The organism is Bacteroides acidifaciens, assembly GCF_903181435.1.
Lineage (GTDB): Bacteria > Bacteroidota > Bacteroidia > Bacteroidales > Bacteroidaceae > Bacteroides.
The window spans coordinates 2,085,341-2,106,886 of the sequence record NZ_CAEUHO010000001.1 but is presented as its reverse complement, the minus strand read 5'-3'; the positions used below and the strand labels follow the sequence as shown (position 1 = coordinate 2,106,886).

Annotated in this window: 22 protein-coding genes; 9 read left to right on the top strand and 13 right to left on the bottom strand. The window is 43.7% G+C overall.

What is annotated here, in order from left to right; genetic code table 11:
• The first annotated feature begins 93 nt into the window (after positions 1-93).
• From CLIN57ABFB40_RS08940 to CLIN57ABFB40_RS08915, 6 genes are all read left to right on the top strand, one after another.
• Positions 94-987, top strand: a complete 894-nt coding sequence (locus tag CLIN57ABFB40_RS08940) for a glycoside hydrolase family 25 protein (RefSeq protein ID WP_175629766.1) — start codon at positions 94-96, stop codon at positions 985-987.
• A gap of 76 nt (positions 988-1,063) precedes the next feature.
• Entirely contained in the window at positions 1,064-2,407 is a 1,344-nt protein-coding gene (gene lpdA / locus CLIN57ABFB40_RS08935; RefSeq protein ID WP_175629765.1) for a dihydrolipoyl dehydrogenase, read from the top strand.
• A gap of 19 nt (positions 2,408-2,426) precedes the next feature.
• Positions 2,427-3,149 carry a biotin/lipoate A/B protein ligase family protein gene (locus CLIN57ABFB40_RS08930; protein WP_175629764.1) on the top strand — a complete coding sequence of 241 codons (723 nt, stop codon included), beginning with the start codon at positions 2,427-2,429 and terminating at the stop codon, positions 3,147-3,149.
• Between the two features lie 109 nt (positions 3,150-3,258).
• Positions 3,259-4,602: a dihydrolipoamide acetyltransferase family protein gene (locus tag CLIN57ABFB40_RS08925; RefSeq protein WP_175629763.1), complete on the top strand. Its 1,344-nt coding sequence runs from the start codon at positions 3,259-3,261 to the stop codon at positions 4,600-4,602.
• Positions 4,603-4,640: 38 nt separating this feature from the next.
• A complete protein-coding gene (locus tag CLIN57ABFB40_RS08920) occupies positions 4,641-6,674 on the top strand; it encodes a thiamine pyrophosphate-dependent enzyme (RefSeq protein ID WP_175629762.1) in 2,034 nt (677 codons plus the stop codon).
• 13 nt (positions 6,675-6,687) lie between these two features.
• Complete coding sequence (locus CLIN57ABFB40_RS08915; RefSeq protein WP_175629761.1) at positions 6,688-7,194, top strand: flavodoxin; 507 nt, start codon at positions 6,688-6,690, stop codon at positions 7,192-7,194.
• 97 nt (positions 7,195-7,291) lie between these two features.
• Here the strand turns inward: CLIN57ABFB40_RS08915 and prmA are convergent, their stop codons facing one another.
• Positions 7,292-8,140 (bottom strand): 50S ribosomal protein L11 methyltransferase, encoded by an 849-nt coding sequence (gene prmA / locus CLIN57ABFB40_RS08910; RefSeq protein ID WP_175629760.1) that lies wholly within the window; start codon positions 8,138-8,140, stop codon positions 7,292-7,294.
• Between the two features lie 155 nt (positions 8,141-8,295).
• Here prmA and CLIN57ABFB40_RS08905 point away from each other — a divergent pair, with 155 nt between their 5' ends.
• Both CLIN57ABFB40_RS08905 and CLIN57ABFB40_RS08900 read left to right on the top strand, forming a co-directional pair.
• Entirely contained in the window at positions 8,296-9,630 is a 1,335-nt protein-coding gene (locus CLIN57ABFB40_RS08905; protein WP_175629759.1) for a hypothetical protein, read from the top strand.
• A gap of 25 nt (positions 9,631-9,655) precedes the next feature.
• A complete protein-coding gene (locus CLIN57ABFB40_RS08900; protein ID WP_175629758.1) occupies positions 9,656-11,251 on the top strand; it encodes a hypothetical protein in 1,596 nt (531 codons plus the stop codon).
• A 106-nt stretch (positions 11,252-11,357) separates the two neighbouring features.
• On the opposite strand, the gene CLIN57ABFB40_RS08895 is transcribed toward CLIN57ABFB40_RS08900, so the two are convergent.
• From CLIN57ABFB40_RS08895 to CLIN57ABFB40_RS08845, 12 genes are all read right to left on the bottom strand, one after another.
• On the bottom strand, positions 11,358-11,828 hold the full coding sequence (locus CLIN57ABFB40_RS08895) for a nucleoside deaminase (RefSeq protein ID WP_175629757.1): 471 nt from the start codon (positions 11,826-11,828) through the stop codon (positions 11,358-11,360).
• Positions 11,829-12,068: 240 nt separating this feature from the next.
• Positions 12,069-13,055, bottom strand: coding sequence for a Gfo/Idh/MocA family protein (locus tag CLIN57ABFB40_RS08890; RefSeq protein ID WP_175629756.1), 987 nt, complete (start codon positions 13,053-13,055; stop codon positions 12,069-12,071).
• A gap of 71 nt (positions 13,056-13,126) precedes the next feature.
• Positions 13,127-13,966, bottom strand: coding sequence for a transporter substrate-binding domain-containing protein (locus tag CLIN57ABFB40_RS08885; RefSeq protein ID WP_175629755.1), 840 nt, complete (start codon positions 13,964-13,966; stop codon positions 13,127-13,129).
• Between the two features lie 17 nt (positions 13,967-13,983).
• Positions 13,984-16,035, bottom strand: a complete 2,052-nt coding sequence (locus CLIN57ABFB40_RS08880; protein ID WP_175629754.1) for a putative porin — start codon at positions 16,033-16,035, stop codon at positions 13,984-13,986.
• A 120-nt stretch (positions 16,036-16,155) separates the two neighbouring features.
• Positions 16,156-16,698, bottom strand: a complete 543-nt coding sequence (locus tag CLIN57ABFB40_RS08875; protein ID WP_167964127.1) for a 2-oxoacid:acceptor oxidoreductase family protein — start codon at positions 16,696-16,698, stop codon at positions 16,156-16,158.
• Between the two features lie 20 nt (positions 16,699-16,718).
• Positions 16,719-17,483, bottom strand: a complete 765-nt coding sequence (locus tag CLIN57ABFB40_RS08870; RefSeq protein WP_004297416.1) for a thiamine pyrophosphate-dependent enzyme — start codon at positions 17,481-17,483, stop codon at positions 16,719-16,721.
• 12 nt (positions 17,484-17,495) lie between these two features.
• Positions 17,496-17,630: a hypothetical protein gene (locus tag CLIN57ABFB40_RS20440; protein ID WP_258909510.1), complete on the bottom strand. Its 135-nt coding sequence runs from the start codon at positions 17,628-17,630 to the stop codon at positions 17,496-17,498.
• A 49-nt stretch (positions 17,631-17,679) separates the two neighbouring features.
• Positions 17,680-18,762, bottom strand: a complete 1,083-nt coding sequence (locus CLIN57ABFB40_RS08865) for a 3-methyl-2-oxobutanoate dehydrogenase subunit VorB (RefSeq protein WP_175629753.1) — start codon at positions 18,760-18,762, stop codon at positions 17,680-17,682.
• A gap of 11 nt (positions 18,763-18,773) precedes the next feature.
• Positions 18,774-19,001: a ferredoxin family protein gene (locus CLIN57ABFB40_RS08860; RefSeq protein ID WP_175629752.1), complete on the bottom strand. Its 228-nt coding sequence runs from the start codon at positions 18,999-19,001 to the stop codon at positions 18,774-18,776.
• A gap of 53 nt (positions 19,002-19,054) precedes the next feature.
• The gene (locus CLIN57ABFB40_RS08855) at positions 19,055-19,336 is read right to left on the bottom strand and encodes a tetratricopeptide repeat protein (protein ID WP_175629751.1); all 282 of its coding nucleotides are present in this window, start codon (positions 19,334-19,336) and stop codon (positions 19,055-19,057) included.
• Between the two features lie 136 nt (positions 19,337-19,472).
• Positions 19,473-20,030 (bottom strand): SMI1/KNR4 family protein, encoded by a 558-nt coding sequence (locus CLIN57ABFB40_RS08850; protein ID WP_175629750.1) that lies wholly within the window; start codon positions 20,028-20,030, stop codon positions 19,473-19,475.
• A gap of 300 nt (positions 20,031-20,330) precedes the next feature.
• Positions 20,331-20,768 carry a DUF6078 family protein gene (locus CLIN57ABFB40_RS08845; RefSeq protein ID WP_175629749.1) on the bottom strand — a complete coding sequence of 146 codons (438 nt, stop codon included), beginning with the start codon at positions 20,766-20,768 and terminating at the stop codon, positions 20,331-20,333.
• A gap of 241 nt (positions 20,769-21,009) precedes the next feature.
• On the opposite strand from CLIN57ABFB40_RS08845, the gene CLIN57ABFB40_RS08840 reads away from it, so the two are divergent.
• Positions 21,010-21,489: a DUF456 domain-containing protein gene (locus CLIN57ABFB40_RS08840; protein WP_175629748.1), complete on the top strand. Its 480-nt coding sequence runs from the start codon at positions 21,010-21,012 to the stop codon at positions 21,487-21,489.
• The last annotated feature ends 57 nt before the right edge of the window (positions 21,490-21,546 follow it).

Sequence of the window (21,546 nt, the reverse complement as noted above, 5' to 3'; positions counted from 1 at the left end):
CGGTGAACGTTTAATGCTGTGCAGCTTGTCTGTATGATTATCGTTCACCGTTTCTTTTTTCGTCGCTCATTAATCACTTAATCCTTAATTTACTTGCCGCCACGTAACAACCCGATGTCTGCTGTACAGAAGAAAAAAACTGTTTCCACTACAAGAAAGAAGGGAACGGCTTCTTCTTCCAAATCTTCCTGTACCCCGAAAAAGGTACAAGCGAAGCATAATCATGCCATGCCTGTTTGGCTTCGCAATGTTCTGGCAGTAATGATTGTCGGTTGTTTTTCCATTGCTTTTTATTATTTCTTTATCCGTCCGTATGCTTACCGTTGGAAACCTTGCCACGGATTAAAAGAATATGGAGTTTGCATTCCGGCTGGATACGATATTCACGGAATTGATATTTCCCATTATCAGGGGAATATTGACTGGCCGAGACTTCGGCAGAACAAGGAAACGGTGACTCCTTTGCATTTCATCTTTATGAAGGCAACAGAAGGCGGAGATCATGGCGATACTACTTTCTCGGCAAACTTTGCCAATGCCCGTAATCATGGATTTATACGGGGAGCCTATCATTTTTATATTCCTAGTACGGATGCTTTGAAGCAAGCCGACTTTTTTATCCGTACTGTAAAGTTGGATACAGGCGATTTACCCCCTGTACTTGATGTGGAAGTGACCGGACGCAAAGAAAAGGCTGAATTACAACAAGGCATCAAACGCTGGCTTGACCGTGTGGAATCTCATTATGGTGTGAAGCCGATTCTTTATACTTCCTATAAATTTAAGACACGTTATCTGGACGATTCCATTTTCAACGCATATCCTTATTGGATTGCCCATTATTATGTCGACTCTGTGAAGTATCAGGGTAAATGGGACTTTTGGCAACATACGGATGTGGGAAATGTACCTGGAATCAAGGAAGACGTCGACCTGAATGTATTCAACGGTACGTTGGAAGATCTTAAAAATCTGACAATTAAATAGCGGGTCTTTCTTCGCTGAACAACTTATCTCTTCTCTTATTTGTTATAATCGTATTATTACTTAAAAAAATACGATTATGAATTTTGATATAGCTATTATTGGTGGTGGCCCTGCTGGTTATACAGCCGCCGAAAGGGCAGGGGCAAACGGATTGAAAGCCGTTCTTTTCGAGAAGAAAGCAATAGGTGGAGTATGTCTCAATGAAGGATGTATTCCTACTAAAACTTTGTTATATTCGGCTAAAATACTGGATAGCATTAAGACTGCTTCCAAATATGGCGTTTCTGCCGAATCTCCTTCTTTTGATTTGTCTAAAATCATGAGCCGTAAAGATAAGACGGTGAAAATGCTGACGGGTGGTGTGAAGATGACTGTCAACTCCTATGGAGTGACTATTGTGGAAAAAGAGGCTTTTATAGAAGGGGAAGAAAATGGGTTGGTCCGCATTGCTTGTGACGGAGAAATCTATTTTGCAAAATATCTGCTGGTATGTACCGGCTCCGATACAGTGATTCCTCCGATTCCGGGATTGTCGGAAGTCAGTTATTGGACTTCCAAGGAAGCGTTGGAAATAAAGGTACTTCCTAAAACTTTAGTCATTATCGGTGGCGGAGTGATTGGGATGGAATTTGCTTCTTTTTTCAATAGCATGGGTGTAAAGGTTCATGTGGTGGAAATGATGCCTGAAATATTGGGAGCAATGGATAAGGAAACCAGCGGTATGCTTCGCGCCGAATATGCCAAACGGGGAGTCGTTTTTTATCTGAATACGAAAGTTGTGGAAGTGAAACCTGGCGGAGTGGTAATTGAGAAAGAAGGCAAGGTTTCTACGATTGAAGCGGATAAAATATTGCTCAGCGTCGGTCGAAAGGCGAATTTGTCTAATGTAGGATTGGATAAGCTGAAGATAGAGTTGCACCGGAATGGAGTAAAAGTAGATGAACATCTGCAGACTTCGCATCCTAGGGTATATGCTTGTGGAGACATTACGGGATATTCCTTATTGGCGCATACCGCCATTCGTGAGGCGGAAGTTGCGATTAATCATATATTGGGTGTAGAAGACCGTATGAATTACGATTGTGTTCCGGGAGTAGTCTACACTAATCCCGAAGTGGCAGGCGTGGGAAAAACTGAAGAAGAACTGATAAAGCTAGGTCTTCCTTATCGTGTTACGAAATTGCCGATGGTTTATTCCGGGCGGTTCGTTGCGGAGAATGAGCAAGGCAATGGACTTTGTAAGCTGATTCAGGATGAAGAGGGGAAAATCATCGGTTGCCATATGTTGGGAAATCCGGCATCGGAACTGATTGTGATAGCCGGCATTGCCATTCAGAGAGGCTATACGGTGGAAGAATTCCAGAATACTGTATTCCCTCATCCGACGGTCGGAGAGATTTATCATGAGATAATGTTTTAATTCTTATTCCTCCATGTCTATGATTCGATGTATATACAGTCCTTATACTGATATTTATTTTCATCTAGCGGCAGAAGAGTATTTGTTGAAGCAAGGAAACGATGACGTTTTTATGCTTTGGCAGGATACTCCCTCTGTCGTGATAGGTAAACATCAGCGTTTGCAGTCGGAAGTGGATACGGAATGGGCGGAACAGGAACGGATACATATCGCCCGTCGCTTTTCGGGCGGGGGAACGGTGTATCATGATTTGGGTAATGTCAATCTGACTTTTATCGAAACGGTTTCGCATCTCCCCGAGTTTGCCACTTATCTGCAACGGACGTTGGACTTTTTGGCATCCATAGGCGTAATGGCAAAAGGAGATGAAAGACTCGGCATCTATCTGGATGGGTTGAAAATATCGGGAAGTGCGCAGTGTGTACATAAAGACAGGGTTCTATATCATTGTACATTACTTTATGATACCAATCTTACGGTGCTGAATAAGGTACTGAACCCGGAGCCGTTAGTTGATGGTGGAACTTTGTCTTCCATATACGCTGTTCCGTCCGTTCGGAGTGAAGTGACTAATATCCGTAAGCATCTTTCAGTGGGGACAGTGGATGATTTCAAAGAGAATGCTTTTCAGTATTTCAGCAAATCACAGATGGTCAGTTCATTCAGTGGAGAGGAGATAGTGGCTGTCAATCAGCTTCGGAAAGAAAAGTATATTCGGAAAGAGTGGATATATAGCCGTTGAATTCTAAGTTGCGTTAATCAGAATCCGGTTAAAAATACCTTAACATAAAACTTTCTATTTCAGCCCATTGTTCTATTATATCAAGGTTGAATAAATAAATTTACTGTCTATGTCAAGATTCGAAATAAAAATGCCCAAGTTGGGCGAGAGTATAACCGAGGGGACGATTGTTTCCTGGTCTGTAAAAGTGGGTGATATGGTTCAGGAAGACGATGTTCTTTTTGAAGTGAATACTGCTAAAGTAAGTGCTGAAATACCTTCTCCGGTAGAGGGGAAAGTAGTTGAGATTTTATATAAGGAAGGGGATACCATTGCGGTAGGTACAGTTGTAGCCATTATAGATTTGGATGGTGAAGGGGCTTCCGATGGAGACGTTGCCAGTGAAGAAACTGTAAAAGTGGAAGCGCCTGAAAAACAGACCCAACTTCAGAAAGAAGTTGCCGAACAGGTGGTTGTCGAGGAAGAGCGTTGGTACTCTCCTGTGGTGATTCAGTTGGCAAGAGAAGCGAAGATTCCGAAGGAAGAACTGGATGCTATACAGGGCACCGGCTATGAAGGACGATTGAGCAAGAAGGATATAAAAGACTATATTGATAAAAGGAAAAGAGGGGGCAGCGGTGGTACGAAACCGTCGGTATCTGTAACTGCTTCGGCTGTGAACAAACCAGCAGTTGCTGTTTCAACCGAAACGGTAAGCCCGAAATCTTCTTCTTCTCCCGCTGAATCCAAATCATCTGCGCCTGTCTCCGCTATGCCGGGAGTGGAAGTGAAAGAGATGGACCGTGTCCGCCGGATTATTGCCGACCATATGGTCATGTCCAAGAAAGTGTCTCCGCATGTCACTAATGTGGTAGAAGTAGATGTCACTAAATTGGTGCGTTGGCGTGAAAAGAACAAGGATGCTTTCTTCCGCCGCGAAGGTGTCAAGTTGACTTATATGCCCGTGATAACGGAAGCTGTAGCGAAAGCATTAGCAACCTATCCGCAAGTGAATGTATCCGTAGACGGATACAATATTCTCTTCAAGAAACATATCAATGTGGGTATTGCCGTTTCTTTGAACGATGGAAATCTGATTGTGCCCGTAGTGCATGATGCCGACCGTCTGAACCTGAATGGATTGGCTGTTGCCATTGACTCTCTGGCTCTGAAAGCAAGAGATAACAAATTGATGCCCGAAGATATTGACGGTGGCACATTTACCATCACCAACTTCGGTACGTTCAAGAGCCTGTTCGGTACGCCGATTATCAATCAGCCACAGGTAGCTATTCTGGGAGTAGGCTATATCGAAAAGAAACCTGCCGTCATAGAAACTCCCGAAGGCGATACGATTGCCATTCGTCATAAGATGTATCTCTCTTTGTCTTATGACCATCGGGTGGTAGACGGAATGTTAGGCGGTAACTTCCTGCATTTCATTGCCGATTATCTAGAGAACTGGCAAGGTTGATAAACAGATTGTTTCATTCATTAAGAACTTCATTACCTATGAAAAAGTATGATATAAAAAATACAGATGTCGAAACTTTAAAGAAGTGGTATCATCTGATGACATTAGGGCGTGCCTTGGACGAAAAGGCACCGTCTTACCTGCTGCAATCGTTGGGTTGGTCTTACCATGCTCCCTATGCGGGACATGATGGTATCCAACTGGCTATCGGACAGGTATTTACTCTTGGAGAAGACTTCCTGTTCCCTTACTATCGTGATATGCTGACCGTACTCTCTGCCGGAATGACCGCAGAAGAAATAATCCTGAACGGTATATCAAAGGCAACCGACCCCGGAAGCGGCGGACGCCATATGTCGAACCATTTCGCCAAACCGGAATGGCATATAGAAAACATTTCTTCCGCAACGGGTACACACGACCTTCATGCGGCAGGTGTGGCGCGGGCAATGGTATATTATGGACATAAAGGGGTTGCCATTACTTCGCATGGAGAATCGGCTACGTCCGAAGGCTTTGTTTATGAAGCTATCAATGGTGCCAGCCTCGAACGTCTCCCTGTTATTTTTGTGATTCAGGATAACGGCTACGGCATCTCTGTTCCTAAATCGGAGCAGACCGCCAACCGTAAAGTAGCAGAAAACTTCTCTGGCTTCAAGAACCTGAAAATCATCTATTGCAATGGAAAAGATGTGTTCGACTCGATGAACGCCATGACCGAAGCCCGCGAATATGCGATTACTACCCGTAATCCCGTGATTGTGCAGGCTAACTGTGTTCGCATCGGTTCTCATTCCAATTCGGACAAACATACCTTATACCGGGATGAAAACGAGCTGGAATATGTAAAGGAAGCCGACCCGTTACTGAAATTCCGTCGGATGTTACTCCGCTACAAACGGCTGACTGAAGAGGAACTGCAAGAAATAGAGGCAGCAGCTAAAAAAGAATTATCTGCTGCCAACCGGAAAGCATTGGCTGCTCCCGACCCTGACCCCAAGAGCATCTATGATTTCGTAATGCCCGAACCCTATCAACCACAGAAATATAAGGAAGGCACTCATGAAGAGGAAGGAGAGAAGACTTTCCTGGTCAATGCCATTAACGAGACATTGAAAGCGGAATTCCGCCATAATCCCGACACCTTTATATGGGGGCAAGATGTGGCAAATAAGGAAAAAGGCGGTGTATTTAATGTGACGAAAGGCATGCAACAGGAATTTGGCGATTCCCGTGTGTTCAGTGCACCGATTGCCGAAGATTATATTGTAGGTACAGCCAACGGAATGAGCCGTTTTGACCCCAAAATCCATGTTGTGATAGAAGGCGCGGAATTTGCCGATTACTTCTGGCCTGCCGTCGAGCAATATGTGGAGTGTACGCATGAATACTGGCGTAGCAATGGAAAATTTGCTCCGAACATAACCCTGCGTCTGGCTTCCGGTGGCTATATCGGTGGAGGTCTTTATCATTCCCAAAACATAGAGGGTGCTCTTACAACCTTGCCGGGAGCGCGTATTGTCTGCCCTTCCTTTGCGGATGATGCAGCCGGATTACTTCGTACTAGTATGCGTTCCAAAGGGTTTACCCTGTTCCTCGAACCGAAAGCATTGTATAACTCCGTAGAAGCGGCCACCGTTGTGCCGGAAGATTTTGAAGTTCCTTTCGGCAAGGCACGTATCCGTCGTGAGGGAACGGATTTGAGTATCATTACTTATGGTAACACTACTCATTTCTGCCTGCATGCGGCAGAACGGTTGGAGAAAGAGGGTGGATGGAAAGTGGAAGTCATCGACATTCGTTCTTTGATACCATTAGATAAGGAAGCAATCTTCGAGTCGGTGAAGAAAACAAGTAAGGCGTTGGTTGTCCATGAAGATAAAGTTTTCTCCGGTTTTGGGGCGGAGCTTGCCGCTATGATTGGCGGAGAGATGTTCCGTTATTTGGACGCACCTGTGCAGCGTGTAGGTTCTACATTTACCCCTGTCGGTTTCAATCCGATTCTTGAAAAAGAGATTCTGCCGGATGAGGCTAAAATTTATGAAGCAGCCAAGAAATTATTGGAATATTAAATAGTAGTAGATTATGAAAAGGATAGGATTATTTTATGCCGCTAAGGCTGAAAAGACGAGTTGGGTAGCAGAGAAGATTCAACAGGAATTTGGTGAAGACAAGATAACGGCAGTGCCGATAGAACAAGCATGGCAGAATGATTTTGCCGCTTATGACTGTTTTATAGTCGGTGCTTCCACCTGGTTTGACGGTGAACTTCCTACCTACTGGGACGAACTGTTGCCGGAACTCCGGACAATGGATTTAAAAGGAAAGAAAGTGGCTATCTTCGGATTGGGTGACCAGATACGCTATCCGGAAAACTTTGCGGACGGCATCGGGTTGCTGGCAGAAGTCTTCGAAGAGGACGGAGCCACATTGATAGGTTTCACTTCTTCCGAAGGATATACTTTTGAACGTTCAAAAGCATTGCGTGGTGACCATTGGTGCGGACTGGTCGTTGACTTGGATAATCAATCGGAACAGGCGAAAAAGAAAATCAAGGACTGGTGTGAGCAGGTAAAGAAGGAGTTTAAATAACTTCTTTATATTATAAATATGTAACGGGGGTGTCAAAAGGAAAAAACGTTCCTTTCTGGCACCCTCTCGTTTTTTAATTCTGTTATTCAAAAAATTATCAGGCTTTATAAATGAACTTCACTTCTGCCCAACGATTCTTCTCTTTATAATGGACATAAGTCAATCCGTTCTTTTCCGCTTCTTCACGAATAACTGCGATATCATCTACATAGAATCCGCTCATATACAGTTCAGACCCCGGCTGCATACAAGCGACATATTGTTTCATATCATTCAACAGAATATTCCGGTTGATATTGGCAATAATAACGTCGAACGGTCCTTTCCCAACAAGGGACGAAGCATCTCCTTGAGAAACGGCAATATCATCTACATGATTCAATTCAATATTCTCGATAGAATTTCGTACGCACCATTCGTCAATGTCGATAGCTGTGCACGGACGTGCGCCTCTCATTCTTGCGAGGATGGCAAGAATCGAAGTCCCACAGCCCATATCGAGGAGTGATTTATCTTTCAGTTCGCTATCCAGCAACTCTTCAATGATAAGGCTTGTTGTTTCATGGTGTCCTGTCCCGAAAGCCATTTGCGGATTGATAACAATATCATATTCTGCTTTGGGAACGTCTTGGTGGAAAGTGCTGTGAATCACGCATCGGTCGCCGATAATAATCGGCTGGAAGAAATTCTTCTCCCATTCTTCGTTCCAATCCTTGTCTTCTGCTTCTGTATAAGTAAATTTGATTTCCGTATCGGGCAGGGGGAACTCGGTGATTGCAGTTTGAATAGCGGTTTCGTCATATAATGATTGTTGGATATAGGCGGTCAACCCGCTTTCACATTCAACAAAACTCTCGAATCCTACTTCGCCAAGCACGGCAGCCAGTACGTCATTAACTGTTTCAGTGCAAGGGTTGGTATGGAATGTGAACTCAAAATACTTCATGGTTGTTTTCTTTTTCTAGTGAATAATGTGCAAAGATAATAGACTTTTTAGGGATTTCCCTACTTCTCTTTCGGGAAAATCTCCCAAGGATAAAAAATCTCTTCCTTATCTTTGTAACGTGAATAAGTTTAAGTAATTACATAAACCGAGATGATATGAAAAAGATTGTTTACTTCTTGCTATTTGCCTTGTGCCTTCCGATAGGCTTGATGGCACAAAGCGTTGATGACGACCTTTACTTCGTACCTTCCAAAGGCAAACAGGAGAAAAAAGAAACTCCAGTCCGGAAGGAACCGAAGAAACAGGTGACCAACATCTATACTTCACCGGGTACTACCGTAGTGGTTCAAGACCGCAAGGGCAGGACACGGGACGTGGATGAATATAACCGCCGTTACGATGCACGTGATAATGAATTCGTAATGGATAATGATACCTTATACATAAAAGAAAAATCTAATCCGGATTTGGACGGAGAATGGGTGACCGGCGAATTCAATGGTACGCAAGACGACTATGAATACGCAGAACGTATCATCCGTTTCCGCAATCCGCGTTTCGCAATCAGTATCAGCAGCCCGCTCTATTGGGATGTAGTTTATGGTCCGAATTCATGGGACTGGAACGTATATACCGATGGTATGTATGCTTATGCATTCCCGACGTTCAGTAACCCGATGTGGTGGGATTGGCGTTATGGTTCTTACGGCTGGGGCTGGAACTATGGCTGGGGATGGAATCGTCCTTACTATGCTTGGGGATATTACCCCGGTTATTGGGGTGGCGGCTACTGGGGTGGCTGGTATGGCGGCGGATATTGGGGACATCATCACCATTGGCATGGTGGTCCTAGCTGGGGCTGGGGCGGAGGTGGAAGACCATATTATGCCGGGCGTAGTGTGATTAATGGTAATAATCGTTCCTATTATTCCGGTTCGAGAAATTATAATTCTACTTCTTACAGAAGAGGTGTTGGTTCATCAACTACTAGACCTGCTAATTCTTCTGTTGGACAAAGTGTTCGCCGTTCAGGTAGTACAGGTACAAATAGCAGAGTTGTTGGAACTCGCAATTATACTCGTAGTGGTAGCAATAGCTCTATTCGTTCAGGAAGTTCATACTCTCGTAGAAATACAGAAACGTATACGCGTCCAAGCAGTACACGTACCTCTAGTGCTACTAGTACACGCAACTCCGGCTCTTCTTATACTAGAAGTAATAGCTCGACGGGAAGCTCTGGAACAAATACTAGTCGTAGAAGCAGTGGTAGCTATTCACGTGGAAGTTCCACTTCTCCATCAAGAAGTTATACCCCTGACAGATCATCATCCCGCTCTTCTAATTCAGGTAGTTATTCAAGAAGTAGTGGAGGTAGTTATTCATCAGGTAGTAGCGGTAGTTATTCTCGTAGTTCTGGCAGCAGTGGCAGTTCTTCACGTAGTAGCGGTGGTGGCTCTTCACGTAGTTCTGGTGGTAGCTATAGAAGATAGTTTATAATTTCAAAAGAGATTGATTATGAAAAGTAATAGAATATTAGCGATTTGTATTCTTTTGATAAGTGCAGGATTTCTAAATGCTCAAACAACTATCTATGATGCAAATCGATGGATGGGAAGTGATTTGAATGGAACTGCCCGCTTTGTCGGTATGGGCGGTGCTATGGGAGCTTTAGGCGGAGATATAACCACTATAGGAACTAATCCTGCTGGTATCGGAATTTATCGTAGCAATGATGCTATGGTTTCATTTGGCTTTGATAATACAGGAGTGAAAGCGAATGGGGCAAGTTTTGATAAGTTTCATGGTTCATTCGATAATGCCGGATTTGTGTTTTCCACAAAAATAGGAAATACGACTGCTTTGAGATTTGCCAACTTTGGTTTCAATTATCGCAAAATGAAGTCATTCAATAGAAGTATGTTGGCGAGTGGAGTATTCAATACTTCCCAAACAGTTCAGATGGCTAATATGGTGAACTTTGATTCATACGGAGACTTTGATCCGTTCACGGAAGCTGCTTTGAGGAGCGATGATGCTTTTCAGAATCCTGAATTGCCTTGGTTGGGTATTATGGGATATAATGCACATTTAGTGAATCCTGTTTATGGGAAAGTAGATCTGGAGAATCCGGATGCAGAACCTTCTTTTGATGGATATGAACCCTATTTCCAGGCAGGAGATGCTGTGAGTCAGTCTTATCGCTCGAAAGAAAGTGGAGGTATCCATTCTTTTGATTTGAACGGTGCACTGAATTTTTATGATCGTTTTTATGTTGGAGCCACATTAGGACTTTATAGTGTAAACTATGACAGGACTAGTGAATATAATGAAGACTTTACTGATAAGGACGGAAATGGTCATGGAGGATATACTTTAGGAAATGATTTCTGGGTAAATGGTAGCGGAGTTGATTTTAAACTTGGTTTTATTCTTCGTCCTTTTGAGTCATCCTCATTCCGTATTGGTGCTGCTGTACATACTCCGACTTTCTTTAGTTTGAAGGAGCGTAATACTGCTTATATTAATTTTGATTTGAATGAGACTACACGTGGCATTACCAAACCTTATGATGCTCGTGGGAATGATACTGAAGGAGAATATGAATATAAGTTGATAACTCCGTGGAAGTTTAATGCAAGTATGGGATATACCATTGGTTCTTCTGTTGCATTGGGAGTTGAGTATGAATATTCAGACCGCACTTCAGCTAAAATGAAAGATCTGGACGGATATGAATTGGGACAGACTGCAGACATTAAAGCAATGATGAAGGCTGTTCATACACTTCGTGTTGGAGCTGAGTTTAAATTAGCACCGGAATTTGCATTCCGTTTAGGATATAATCATATTACTGCTCCTTTGAAATCAGATGCTTTTAAGTATCTTCCTGTAAATTCAATGCGTACTGATACGGAGTTCTCTAATCCGGGTGCTACTGATAATTATACATTGGGTTGCGGTTATCGTGGTAAAAGTTTCTATGTAGACATGGCATATATGTATAATACTTATAAAGAAACATTCTATGCTTTCGATAGTTTAGATTTACCTGGAACGAAAGTGACGAACAATAACCATAAGGTGGTTCTTACTTTAGGTATGCGTTTCTAATCTGATAAAGAGACAGTTTTCAATTTCAATAATAACTTTTGTGTGTGAAAAATCCCTGGATGCTGAGTGTCTACAGCAATTCCAGGGATTTTTATTAGTATCACTTTTAATATTCTATCTTGTCTTCTTTGGCCACCCAGGCTTTGAAGGTAGTAAGGGCTTCATTATGCAGTAAGATTTCTGAGGGTAGTTTTCTGTCTTCCGGTTTAAGTTCCAGTTCGTCATAAATAAAAGAGTCGTCAAAGCCGATATTCTTGGCATCAGTTTTATTGTTGCCGTAATACATCTTGTCCAGTCGTGCCCAATAGATAGCACCCAGACACATCGGGCAAGGTTCGCAAGAGGTATAGATTTCGTATCCGCTAAGGTTGAATGTCCCGAGCTTCGCAGCAGCGGCACGTATGGCGCTCACTTCAGCGTGAGCAGTAGGGTCGCAGGATGCCGTAACACGGTTCACGCCTGTTGCAACTATTTCCCCCTCTTTGGTAGCAATCACAGCACCAAACGGACCTCCACCATTTTCAATGTTCTCTTTAGAAAGCTCGATAGCTTTCCGCATCAATTCTTCTTTTGTCATAGCGCAAAAAATATATTGTTAGTTTTATTCTAATCTCATGTTCTACAAAGATAGAAAAAACTAACAATATACAAGGGCGTTTTCTATTTATTTCTTACCAGTATCAGCAAGCACCAAACGAGAAAGGAGTTGGTTCGGAACCTTTATTCTTCTCAACGAGTCCGTAGGTAGTGTGTGTATGCGGATATTCGAGACACCGGTACTTTTTGTATGCTAAATAAAGATTTGAAGGGCGTTCCTTTAGAGTTTTCCGAGAATCTTATCCATTACCCAGTTGGTCAACGTTGCGCTTTCACCGTCGCAAGAACAAACGGACTTACCTAATAGGTGGTCTACCACCGCCTGGATAAGCGGTTGCTGCACGTGTTCAGGATTGCCGATACAGATTTCCTCGCGTCCTTTCTCTGTATGCAGTCCGATAGGCTCGTATGTAAAGACGGAGAAACAAATCATTCCCTTGTCACCGATAATCTCTATACGGTCTTCACGGGCGGAATCATGGGCGACGAAACACCAGGAACCGCTACCCACCAGCCCGTTATCAAACTGGAAACAAGCACTCAGGGTATCTTCGGCAGGGTAAAGCCCGCCGCGATTGCTCTTGTATCCGCTGGCTTCGAGGATGCAACCGAACATATCCTGTAATAAATCAATCTGATGCGGAGCAAGGTCATAGAAGTAACCGCCTCCGGCAATATCCGCTTGCACACGCCAGGGAAGATTATTACGATTGTAATCCAAATCGCGCGGCGGCTGAGCAAAACGAATCTGCACATTGATAACGTTACCGATAGTCCCGTTCTCTACCAGTTCCTTTACTTTCTGAAAGTATGGAAGGTAACGGCGGTAATAGGCAACAAAGCAGGGAACCCCCGTCTCGTTGGATATACGGTTGATGCGGGTACACTCTTCGTAAGTGACGGCCATCGGCTTCTCAATATAGGCAGGCTTGCCTGCTTTCATGGACATGATGGCATAAGTGGCATGTGAAGAAGGGGGAGTAGCGATATATATAGCATTTACTTCCGGGTCGTCTATCAGCTCCTGTGCATCATCATACCATTTCTTGATACCTCTTTCTTTGGCATAAGCTTTTGCTTTCGCACCGTCACGGCTCATTACTGCCACGACTTCCGAATGTTCTACTTTCTGGAAAGCGGGACCACTTTTCGTCTTGGTTACTTCTCCGCAACCGATGAAGCCCCATTTGATAATCTTTTCACTCATAATGTTATTACCTATTTGTGCCTGTTTTAAACGAACTCCAAAGATAAAGCTATTTTTTGTTAAGAGCAACTTTATCGGGTATAGTATTTTTTATAAAGCTTTTGGTATTCCTTTTCCTTTTGGAATTTATCCAGCCATGTATTCAAACTATCGAGTAAGACGGGTGATTGTTTGCTGACTGCCCATGAGTAGAACTGCGTAAAGCTGATTGCGGTATTGATGTCTATCTGTGGCAAAGAGTCCGCGACCGCCCGTGCGATACTTTCGTCACAAACGGCATAGTCGATATCTCCGTGAGCTACCAGTGAAATCAATTGTTCGGGGCCGTATTTCTCTATTTCCTTTATGTAGATAGTGTCGCCGATTTCATTTCCCAGGTTCCGGACACGCAAAATGGAAGGGGAGCCTTTCACGACATGAAGCGTACGCTGTGCCAGGTCCAGTTGGCTGCGGATATAGAGTGAGTCGTTTTCTTCAGTCTCTTTCCGTTGCACCAGCACTTGTTTGTTGAGTACGATAGGCGTGGTGAGAAGTAGGGAGTCTTTGAGTTCGCTAGTGGCTAATATACCGAAAGCGATGACATCAAAACGTCCCTCCGCCAGTCCTTTCAACCGTTCTTCAAAACTCATGAAAGGCATTATCTCGGCTTTCAGCCCTTTGTCGCGGGCAAAGGCTTCTATCAGTTCATAATGGAAACCGGAGATAGTGTCGCCGTCTACATAGAAACTGGTGGAATTGTATTCGGTTGCTACACGTAATATTCCTTCTTTGGCAATGGCTGCGTAGTCACGCGGGTGTCCCGACGGCTTTTCCTGTTTACTACCGCATTGGCGGACAGAAAAGAGGATGGCCAGTACAATAACGACAGGTACTAAATATCTGAACAGTCTCAGTTTGGGGCGTGTCTCCATAAGCCGTAAGATTTTTGTTAATCATAGAAATTCCATGAAAGGCCGAATTTCAGTACACGCGGGTTGATGGGGTAGTGGGGAGACAGGAAGTAATTCGGTCTGCTCATACCTTGGTTCACGTGGTACATCATTACATAGAAACGCGTACGCTTTAAGTGCAGGTTCGCGTAAACATTCACAATCGGGTAGCCGCCAATCTCTACCTGGTCGTTTGCCGGTTGCAGGTGGAAGTTTTGGATGGCAGGCATATACGCAGGGGCATTGTATTTGGTGAAGTATCGTACGTCGGCACCCAACTGCACGCTAAGTACTTTCTTCGCCAGTTTGAACTGCATGTAGAAGTTGTGATACAGTGAGAGGTCGGGCAAGGGAAGCACTGTCTGGTCACTGGATTTCTGCCAGGTCACTTCGTTGTCCAAATGGAATATTCCGAGCTTGAAGTCCTGGTTGAGGCTTGCCGATAATACTTGCAGGCTTCCGCTTTTTTGTTCGGGTGTTGTCTGTTGGTTGAAGTAAGTATAGTTCTTTATATTTTCAACTCCTGCTTTCAACCTTGTTCTCCAACGGGCAATGCTCAATTCCCCCTCGATACGGGTACGGAATTCTTTATCCATGTCATTATCCCACAAGAAATGTTTGGAATGGTAATGACGCATATAGAAAGGGGCAAGTTTATTGCTGACCTCACCACGGGCTATGAGACTGACCGTGTCTTTCCACAAAGGGAAGTTAAGGTCAATATCCCCTTTCACGTTGAACTGTCCGATGGCTTTTCCTGCCAGCCCCACTTCACCGATAGCATGATAATGAAGCACATTACCTTCGCGTTTGGAAAGTTCACCGCCTACAAATATTTCGTTTTCATTATATTTGTCGGGAGACGGGCTGCCGTTCATATTCATCAGTGTGTACTTGCTGATTTTATAGGAAGCAAATGCGGTCAGACCGGCTTTGGCATATTTGTTGAAACCTTCGAGCAGGGCAATACCAACGGTGTTCTTGATTCCTACATAGGTGGTACTGTCGTGGGCAATCGGATTGTCGGGGTCAAGATAAGTATTCTGATAATAGTTTTTCTTCCGCATATCGTCATTAGAGTTGAAGGTGTGCCGTGCCCGCTCTACTTGAATGGTATGTATGAAGCTGGTGACCGGTACGAATTCCTGTTTGGCAGGAGTCGTGTCATTCTCAGCCTGTGGTATATCACGTTTGAACCCCAAATTATAACGTTGGGTAAGGAATATGTAAAAGTCGTGATTACGGTTGGTCGTTTCACTCAGCTTAGTCGGAATATTGGTTGACTCGTATTCCCTCTGTCCTTGGGCCATTTCTTCGGGAGCGGTGATATATCGGTCGTCCTCAATACCTCCGTTTTCATTTGTTTTCAAGTAATTATTGCTGTAAATGGCTTGCATCTGATACTTGTCGCCAATATAGCTGCCGAAAAATGCGGCGTTGAAGTATGCCGTATTCTGATTGTTGTAGTACCCTCGTCCGTACAAGTAGTCTATATTAAAACCAAAAGCCAGTTTTTTGTTGACATTGACGGAGAAGTATGATTTGAAACGTTCTTCACCGTTTACTTTATTACCCGCTTTATGATAGGTAAGATTGGTGTAGGGCACGTTACTGTTTGTAAAATTGAATTCCGTAGGACGGATAAAGAAACTGGAGAAAGGCTCCATAAAAATAGTCGGCTCCGGGTCACGACGGTCAAAGAAGATGCGTGACATACGGGGAGAACCCATATTGGCAAGGTAGTTGTAATGTCCGGTCAGCCCGTCTGTAAGATTCGTGTTCTGGAAATGGTGGTAGGTCGTATCCGCCGGAATGATAGTCCGGTCGCCCAATTGATTTTTGATACGCCACATATACAATGTAGGCGCTAATCCCTGTACTTCAACGTTTGCACTATCCAGCCTGTCCGGAATCATGGCTGGGTCTACCTGATTACCATATTGGTCGTATCCGTTTTCGTCCACTCTTTGTCGACCATTATCGAACTGCGCATGGACAGTTGTCAAACCTATAACGGAAAGTAGTATATATAATAGTAAGATTCGTCTCATAATTGGGGACAAAGATACTTACTTTAATTGAGAATTGAGAATTGAGAATTGAAAAATATGTTGCATCCTTTACTTACCGAGCAATTATTTCTTAATTCCCAATTCTCAATTTTTAATTTATCAAACCTCACGGATTAGCTCCATACCTTTCTTGATGGCTTCCTCATTCATGGGAATCAAGTGGTGGTGGCGTTCCGGCAGGGTTTTCTTCAGTCCTTTGATTACATTTTCCAGCGTGACAATCGGGCGGAGTTTCAATAAACCGCCGAGTACAATCATGTTGAACGCCTTGGCATTGTTCATCTCATTGGCTGCGTCCATCGCGTCAATGCGATATACTTTGATGTCCTTGCGGGTAGGCGGGTTGATGATTCCGTAACCGTCGTAAATAAGGATACCGCCGGGCTTTACTTTGCTTTCAAACTTTTCGAGTGAAGGCTGGTTCAGAATGATGGCAGTGTCATATTTGCTCAAGATGGGCGAAGAAACCTTGTCATCGCTTACAATTACTGTAACGTTGGCTGTTCCACCGCGTTGTTCAGGACCGTATGCAGGCATCCAGCTCACTTCCTTGCCTTCCATCAGACCCGAATAAGCCAGAATCTTACCCATGGACAATACGCCTTGTCCACCGAATCCTGCTATAATTATTTCTTCTTTCATTGTTCTGTTGACTTTTAGCGTTATTCTTTATCTTTTAAATCACCCAGCGGATAGAACGGGAACATATGTTCTTCCATCCATTTGTTTGCCTTTTCGGGAGTCATTTTCCAGCCGGAGCTACAAGTGGAAACGATTTCCACCAAGTTGGAGCCCTTGCCGTTCATTGAATTTTCGAATGCCTTGCGGATGGCTTTCTTCGCTTTGCGGATAGCTGGCACAGACTGTACGGACTGGCGGGTCACGTAGGCGGTTCCTTCCAGTTGGGCAGCGATTTCGGTAATCTTTAATGGATAACCGTGAAGTTCGACATCACGTCCGTAAGGGCAAGTCGAACTTTTCATGCCTACCAGCGTGGTCGGTGCCATCTGACCGCCGGTCATACCGTAGATGGCATTGTTGATAAAGATAATTGTGATATTCTCGCCGCGGTTTAATGCGTGGATTGTTTCGGCTGTACCGATACAAGCCAAGTCACCATCGCCCTGGTAAGTGAAAACGAGGCGGTCCGGCCACAGGCGTTTTACGGCAGTTGCCACAGCGGGAGCACGTCCGTGTGCCGCTTCCTGCCAGTCAATATCCAGATAGTTGTAGGCGAAAACTGCGCATCCTACCGGAGAGATGCCCACTGTTTTGTCCTCCATGCCCATTTCCTCTATCACTTCAGCAATGAGCTTGTGTACCACACCGTGACTGCAACCCGGACAGTAGTGCATGGCATTATCGTTCATCAGAGTCGGTTTCTTGTAAACCAGATTCTCGGGTTTGATTATTTCTTCTTTAGTCATAACTTCTTCTCCTTATCTGTTGGTGAACCGTATAAAAAACTCCATCAGCTTGACAAAGATTGCCGCGCCGCATACGTAGATAAACATTTTAAAATCTTCTTTTCCTACGACGAAGTAAGTGATAATGGCAGCAAGTGCCAGTATCATAAAGAGGATGTTCAGTATGTTTCTTATTTTATCGGGATTCATCGTTTCGTTATTTGATTATTTTTTCTTCCAAAGCAGTTACAATCTCATCCGGGTCGGGAACAATACCGCCGAGACGTCCGAAATGTTCTACCTTTACTTTACCGTTCACAGCCAGGCGGACATCTTCAATCATCTGTCCTGCATTCAGTTCCGTAACGAGCATGCCTTTCACCTTGTCAGCGTAAGCGGCAATTGCTTTTGTCGGGAACGGCCATAATGTGATAGGACGAAGGATACCTACTTTGATACCTTTTTCGCGTGCCAGTTCCATTGCTTTCTGACCGATACGTGCCATTGAACCGAAAGCAACAATCAGATATTCCGCATCTTCGCAGTTTATTTCTTCGAAGCGTACCTCGTTTTCTTCTATTTCACGGTATTTGGCCTGGAAACGGAGATTGTTTATTTCCATCGCTTCCGGTTTCAGTTCGAGGGAAGTGATAATGTTCGGCTTACGGTCTTTTGCTTTTCCGGTGGTAGCCCACGGGCATTGTGCAATCACTTCTTCATCCGTACGGCGTGGCTTCTGTGCAGGAAGAACTACTTTTTCCATCATCTGTCCGATAACACCGTCGGCGAGGATGATAGCCGGGTTGCGGTATTTGAAAGCCAGTTCGAATCCTAGTGCAACGAAATCCGCCATTTCCTGTACGGATGCCGGAGCGAGGGCAATCAGTCGGTAGTCACCGTGACCACCGCCTTTTACCGTTTGGAAGTAGTCGGCCTGACTCGGTTGGATAGTGCCCAATCCGGGACCGCCACGCATCACGTTTACAATCAGACAAGGAAGCTCGGCACCCGCCAGGTAGGAGATACCTTCCTGTTTTAAACTTACGCCCGGGCTTGAAGATGAGGTCATTACCATCTTTCCGCTGCCTGCGCCGCCATATACCATATTGATAGCTGCCACTTCACTTTCAGCTTGGAGTACTACCATGCCAGTTGTTTCCCACGGTTTCAGTTCGGCGAGCGTTTCCAACACTTCCGATTGGGGAGTAATAGGATAACCGAAGTATCCGTCCGCACCGCAACGGATGGCCGCGTGGGCGATGGCTTCGTTTCCTTTCATTAATACAACTTCTTCTGCCATATTCTTTTCTTTTATTCTACTTTTACTTTATACACTGAGATACATCCGTCCGGACAAACCGTTGCACACGAGCTACATCCGTTGCAGGTATCTTCTTTCACTTGCCAGGCATAGTTATAGCCTTTCATATTTACCTCTTTGTTGAGGGTGATTACATCGAGCGGACACGCCACTACACACAGGTTGCATCCTTTGCAACGCTCCGTGTCAACTACGATTGCTCCTTTGATTTTTGCCATAATCTTTATTTTATTACGTTATCTTTGAGTACGGTTATTGATTATACATCTTTTTATTGGTTGAACATATCCTTGTTGTAGAAGTTGAGGATATCTATCACCATCTTTCTTGCCTGGACGGCAGGACTGTCGGGATTGATTTCGATGGCGTACTGGTAGCTGTCCAGTGCCCGTTTCCAATCTCCTTTTTTTCGGTAGGCATTTCCCCGTAAATAGTAAAGAGTATCTTTTTCTGCCTTGACAGAAGTGTCCCGGAGAAGCTGGTCCAATTGCTTAATCGCTGTGTCCACGTCCCCCTGATTGATAAGCTCTTTTAGGTCGTCTATTTGCTTCATTTCTTTCGTCTTTCGGGATTCTGAAACGCAAAGATAGTTTTTATTTGTGTAAATGGGGCAAACGTGGACGGAAATTTGCATCGTTTTGAGTTTATTGCATATAGGGTGAATAAATAGTACTACACTACATGTCTCATTATAGAAAATCGCTCCAAAATTCGATATGTTTTGGCTCTTCTCTTTGGAATGACGATTTATAATTTCTTATACCAAATTCGTTACATAAATATGTCAACAAATCGTTTCCATAATATATAATATCTGTTTGATATATTGACAATACTGGATTTCCCATTTCACAGGGACTGGCAGGAAGAAACCTATGTGAATATATTGGGATTAGTTTGGGACAATTATTATAAAATAGTTCGGCTATGTGGATTTGCTCTGCCAAGGAATCAGGCTTTTCACCCCAATCGGCATGCCAGAAAGCATTATTTCTTATGTCAAAAGCAATTCCTTCAAAGACCCAGTCAAGTCTTGACTTTACATCTTTCGTTGAATACCAATCGACAAAGCCATTAGATATAGGCAAAGCTATTTGAAGAAATAGTTTCAAATCCGGTGGAAAAGTAAACCTAAATGTTTCTTCTATATCCAGTATCTCTTTATCGGATAATCCTTTAGTGAAAATAATACCTTTGTTTCGCAAAAGTTCTATCAAGTATGCAATGTCTGAATTGATTTTATTCATTTTCTCTATAATATTTGACTCTCGTTTCACTTTGGCTGTTTCACTCTTCAATATCTTCTATATCGCTTTGTTCATCGGTGATAGAGGGTGAAGGACTAAGCTTCACCTATTCCTTCACCAGAGCTTCTTCTGTTTTCAACTAGTTCCATTTTTTGTTTCATTTACTGAAACGAATCGTTTCAAGTAATGAAACACTTTGTTTCTCGGTGTGAAACGAAGTGTTTCACCGTATGAAACTTTTAGTTTCTAGCGCTTGAAACAAAAAGTTTCAGTAGGCTAGAAACTAGTTAGAACGCAGCTTTACCAATTATACTCATCCGTGTAGCTGTCGAAGACCGGTTCTTCGGTGATACCTTTCCGGCGAAAAAGCTGGCGGATGTAGTTTTGGTCTGTAGGGCTGAGGAAACGTTCTTTGCGATAAAAGCGATAGTAAAGCGTTTTTCCGAAATGTCCAATCAATAGTTGTTTGATGTTTGTTCCGTCCTTATAAGGTACTTTGTCCAGCAGATGGCTGATACCCCATGCCACATGCATCTTTTCTGCGGTTTGGAAGTGGGGGCAGTCAACGCCGGTTGCCGGAATACACATAGGGTTTACAATGCTGATGTAGGAAATATCAGCGGTAGTGAGAAGTGCAGCCACCCGACGAAGGCAGTTACAAGCTTTCGGACATTGCTCGTTGTAGCAGCGGGCGTAGTTGAAAGGGACTGATTTGTTTTTTAATTTGTTGTCATTCATTTTATATTGTATAATATATACATAATTGACAAAGGTACGGTTTTTATAACAGAAAGGTACGGTTTGGAAAAGAAAAAACGGTGAAGGGATGAGTGAAGGGGGAGAACCTTCACCATAAACCGTTTACTGATAGAGTGATACATGAAAAGGTGAAAGGTGAAGGGGCGAAATAATTCTCGATGTTAGCTTGTATTTACTGAAAGATACTGTACTTTTGTGCAGATATTAAAATGTATAGACTATGCTGGATATTGTTTTGATTGTGATAAGTGCCCTTTGTCTGGTAGCCGGATTGGCAGGTTGTATTCTTCCGTTTCTTCCGGGACCACCTATTGCTTACTTGGGATTGGTTTTTCTGCATTTGACGGATAAAGTACAATATAGTACGACGCAATTAGTCGTATGGTTATTGATTGTAGCTGTATTGCAGGTATTGGATTATTTCACTCCAATGTTGGGAAGTAAATATAGCGGCGGCAGTAAATGGGGAAATTGGGGATGCATTATCGGAACGTTGGTCGGGCTTCTTTTCTTGCCTTGGGGAATTATTGTCGGTCCCTTTCTCGGTGCCGTGATTGGTGAATTATTGGGAAATAAGGAGTTTTCCCAGGCGCTAAAATCCGGGTTCGGTTCATTGCTCGGATTCATTCTCGGCACTTTGCTGAAGTTTGTTGTCTGCGGTTATTTCTGTTATCAGTTTATAGTCGGGCTTGTCCGGTGAAACAGGTATAAAAATAAAGCTGCCCTTCAAAAAGAAGAACAGCTTTATATCTGTTTG

What these genes read in the sequence shown, in the direction of transcription:
- lpdA (WP_175629765.1), top strand. Translation starts at nt 1,064, where the DNA reads ATGAATTTTGATATAGCTATTATTGGTGGTGGCCCTGCTGGTTATACA.
- CLIN57ABFB40_RS08930 (WP_175629764.1), top strand. Translation starts at nt 2,427, where the DNA reads ATGATTCGATGTATATACAGTCCTTATACTGATATTTATTTTCATCTA.
- CLIN57ABFB40_RS08925 (WP_175629763.1), top strand. Translation starts at nt 3,259, where the DNA reads ATGTCAAGATTCGAAATAAAAATGCCCAAGTTGGGCGAGAGTATAACC.
- CLIN57ABFB40_RS08920 (WP_175629762.1), top strand. Translation starts at nt 4,641, where the DNA reads ATGAAAAAGTATGATATAAAAAATACAGATGTCGAAACTTTAAAGAAG.
- CLIN57ABFB40_RS08915 (WP_175629761.1), top strand. Translation starts at nt 6,688, where the DNA reads ATGAAAAGGATAGGATTATTTTATGCCGCTAAGGCTGAAAAGACGAGT.
- prmA (WP_175629760.1), bottom strand. Translation starts at nt 8,140, where the DNA reads ATGAAGTATTTTGAGTTCACATTCCATACCAACCCTTGCACTGAAACA.
- CLIN57ABFB40_RS08905 (WP_175629759.1), top strand. Translation starts at nt 8,296, where the DNA reads ATGAAAAAGATTGTTTACTTCTTGCTATTTGCCTTGTGCCTTCCGATA.
- CLIN57ABFB40_RS08900 (WP_175629758.1), top strand. Translation starts at nt 9,656, where the DNA reads ATGAAAAGTAATAGAATATTAGCGATTTGTATTCTTTTGATAAGTGCA.
- CLIN57ABFB40_RS08895 (WP_175629757.1), bottom strand. Translation starts at nt 11,828, where the DNA reads ATGACAAAAGAAGAATTGATGCGGAAAGCTATCGAGCTTTCTAAAGAG.
- CLIN57ABFB40_RS08890 (WP_175629756.1), bottom strand. Translation starts at nt 13,055, where the DNA reads ATGAGTGAAAAGATTATCAAATGGGGCTTCATCGGTTGCGGAGAAGTA.
- CLIN57ABFB40_RS08885 (WP_175629755.1), bottom strand. Translation starts at nt 13,966, where the DNA reads ATGGAGACACGCCCCAAACTGAGACTGTTCAGATATTTAGTACCTGTC.
- CLIN57ABFB40_RS08880 (WP_175629754.1), bottom strand. Translation starts at nt 16,035, where the DNA reads ATGAGACGAATCTTACTATTATATATACTACTTTCCGTTATAGGTTTG.
- CLIN57ABFB40_RS08875 (WP_167964127.1), bottom strand. Translation starts at nt 16,698, where the DNA reads ATGAAAGAAGAAATAATTATAGCAGGATTCGGTGGACAAGGCGTATTG.
- CLIN57ABFB40_RS08870 (WP_004297416.1), bottom strand. Translation starts at nt 17,483, where the DNA reads ATGACTAAAGAAGAAATAATCAAACCCGAGAATCTGGTTTACAAGAAA.
- CLIN57ABFB40_RS20440 (WP_258909510.1), bottom strand. Translation starts at nt 17,630, where the DNA reads ATGATACTGGCACTTGCTGCCATTATCACTTACTTCGTCGTAGGAAAA.
- CLIN57ABFB40_RS08865 (WP_175629753.1), bottom strand. Translation starts at nt 18,762, where the DNA reads ATGGCAGAAGAAGTTGTATTAATGAAAGGAAACGAAGCCATCGCCCAC.
- CLIN57ABFB40_RS08860 (WP_175629752.1), bottom strand. Translation starts at nt 19,001, where the DNA reads ATGGCAAAAATCAAAGGAGCAATCGTAGTTGACACGGAGCGTTGCAAA.
- CLIN57ABFB40_RS08855 (WP_175629751.1), bottom strand. Translation starts at nt 19,336, where the DNA reads ATGAAGCAAATAGACGACCTAAAAGAGCTTATCAATCAGGGGGACGTG.
- CLIN57ABFB40_RS08850 (WP_175629750.1), bottom strand. Translation starts at nt 20,030, where the DNA reads ATGAATAAAATCAATTCAGACATTGCATACTTGATAGAACTTTTGCGA.
- CLIN57ABFB40_RS08845 (WP_175629749.1), bottom strand. Translation starts at nt 20,768, where the DNA reads ATGAATGACAACAAATTAAAAAACAAATCAGTCCCTTTCAACTACGCC.
- CLIN57ABFB40_RS08840 (WP_175629748.1), top strand. Translation starts at nt 21,010, where the DNA reads ATGCTGGATATTGTTTTGATTGTGATAAGTGCCCTTTGTCTGGTAGCC.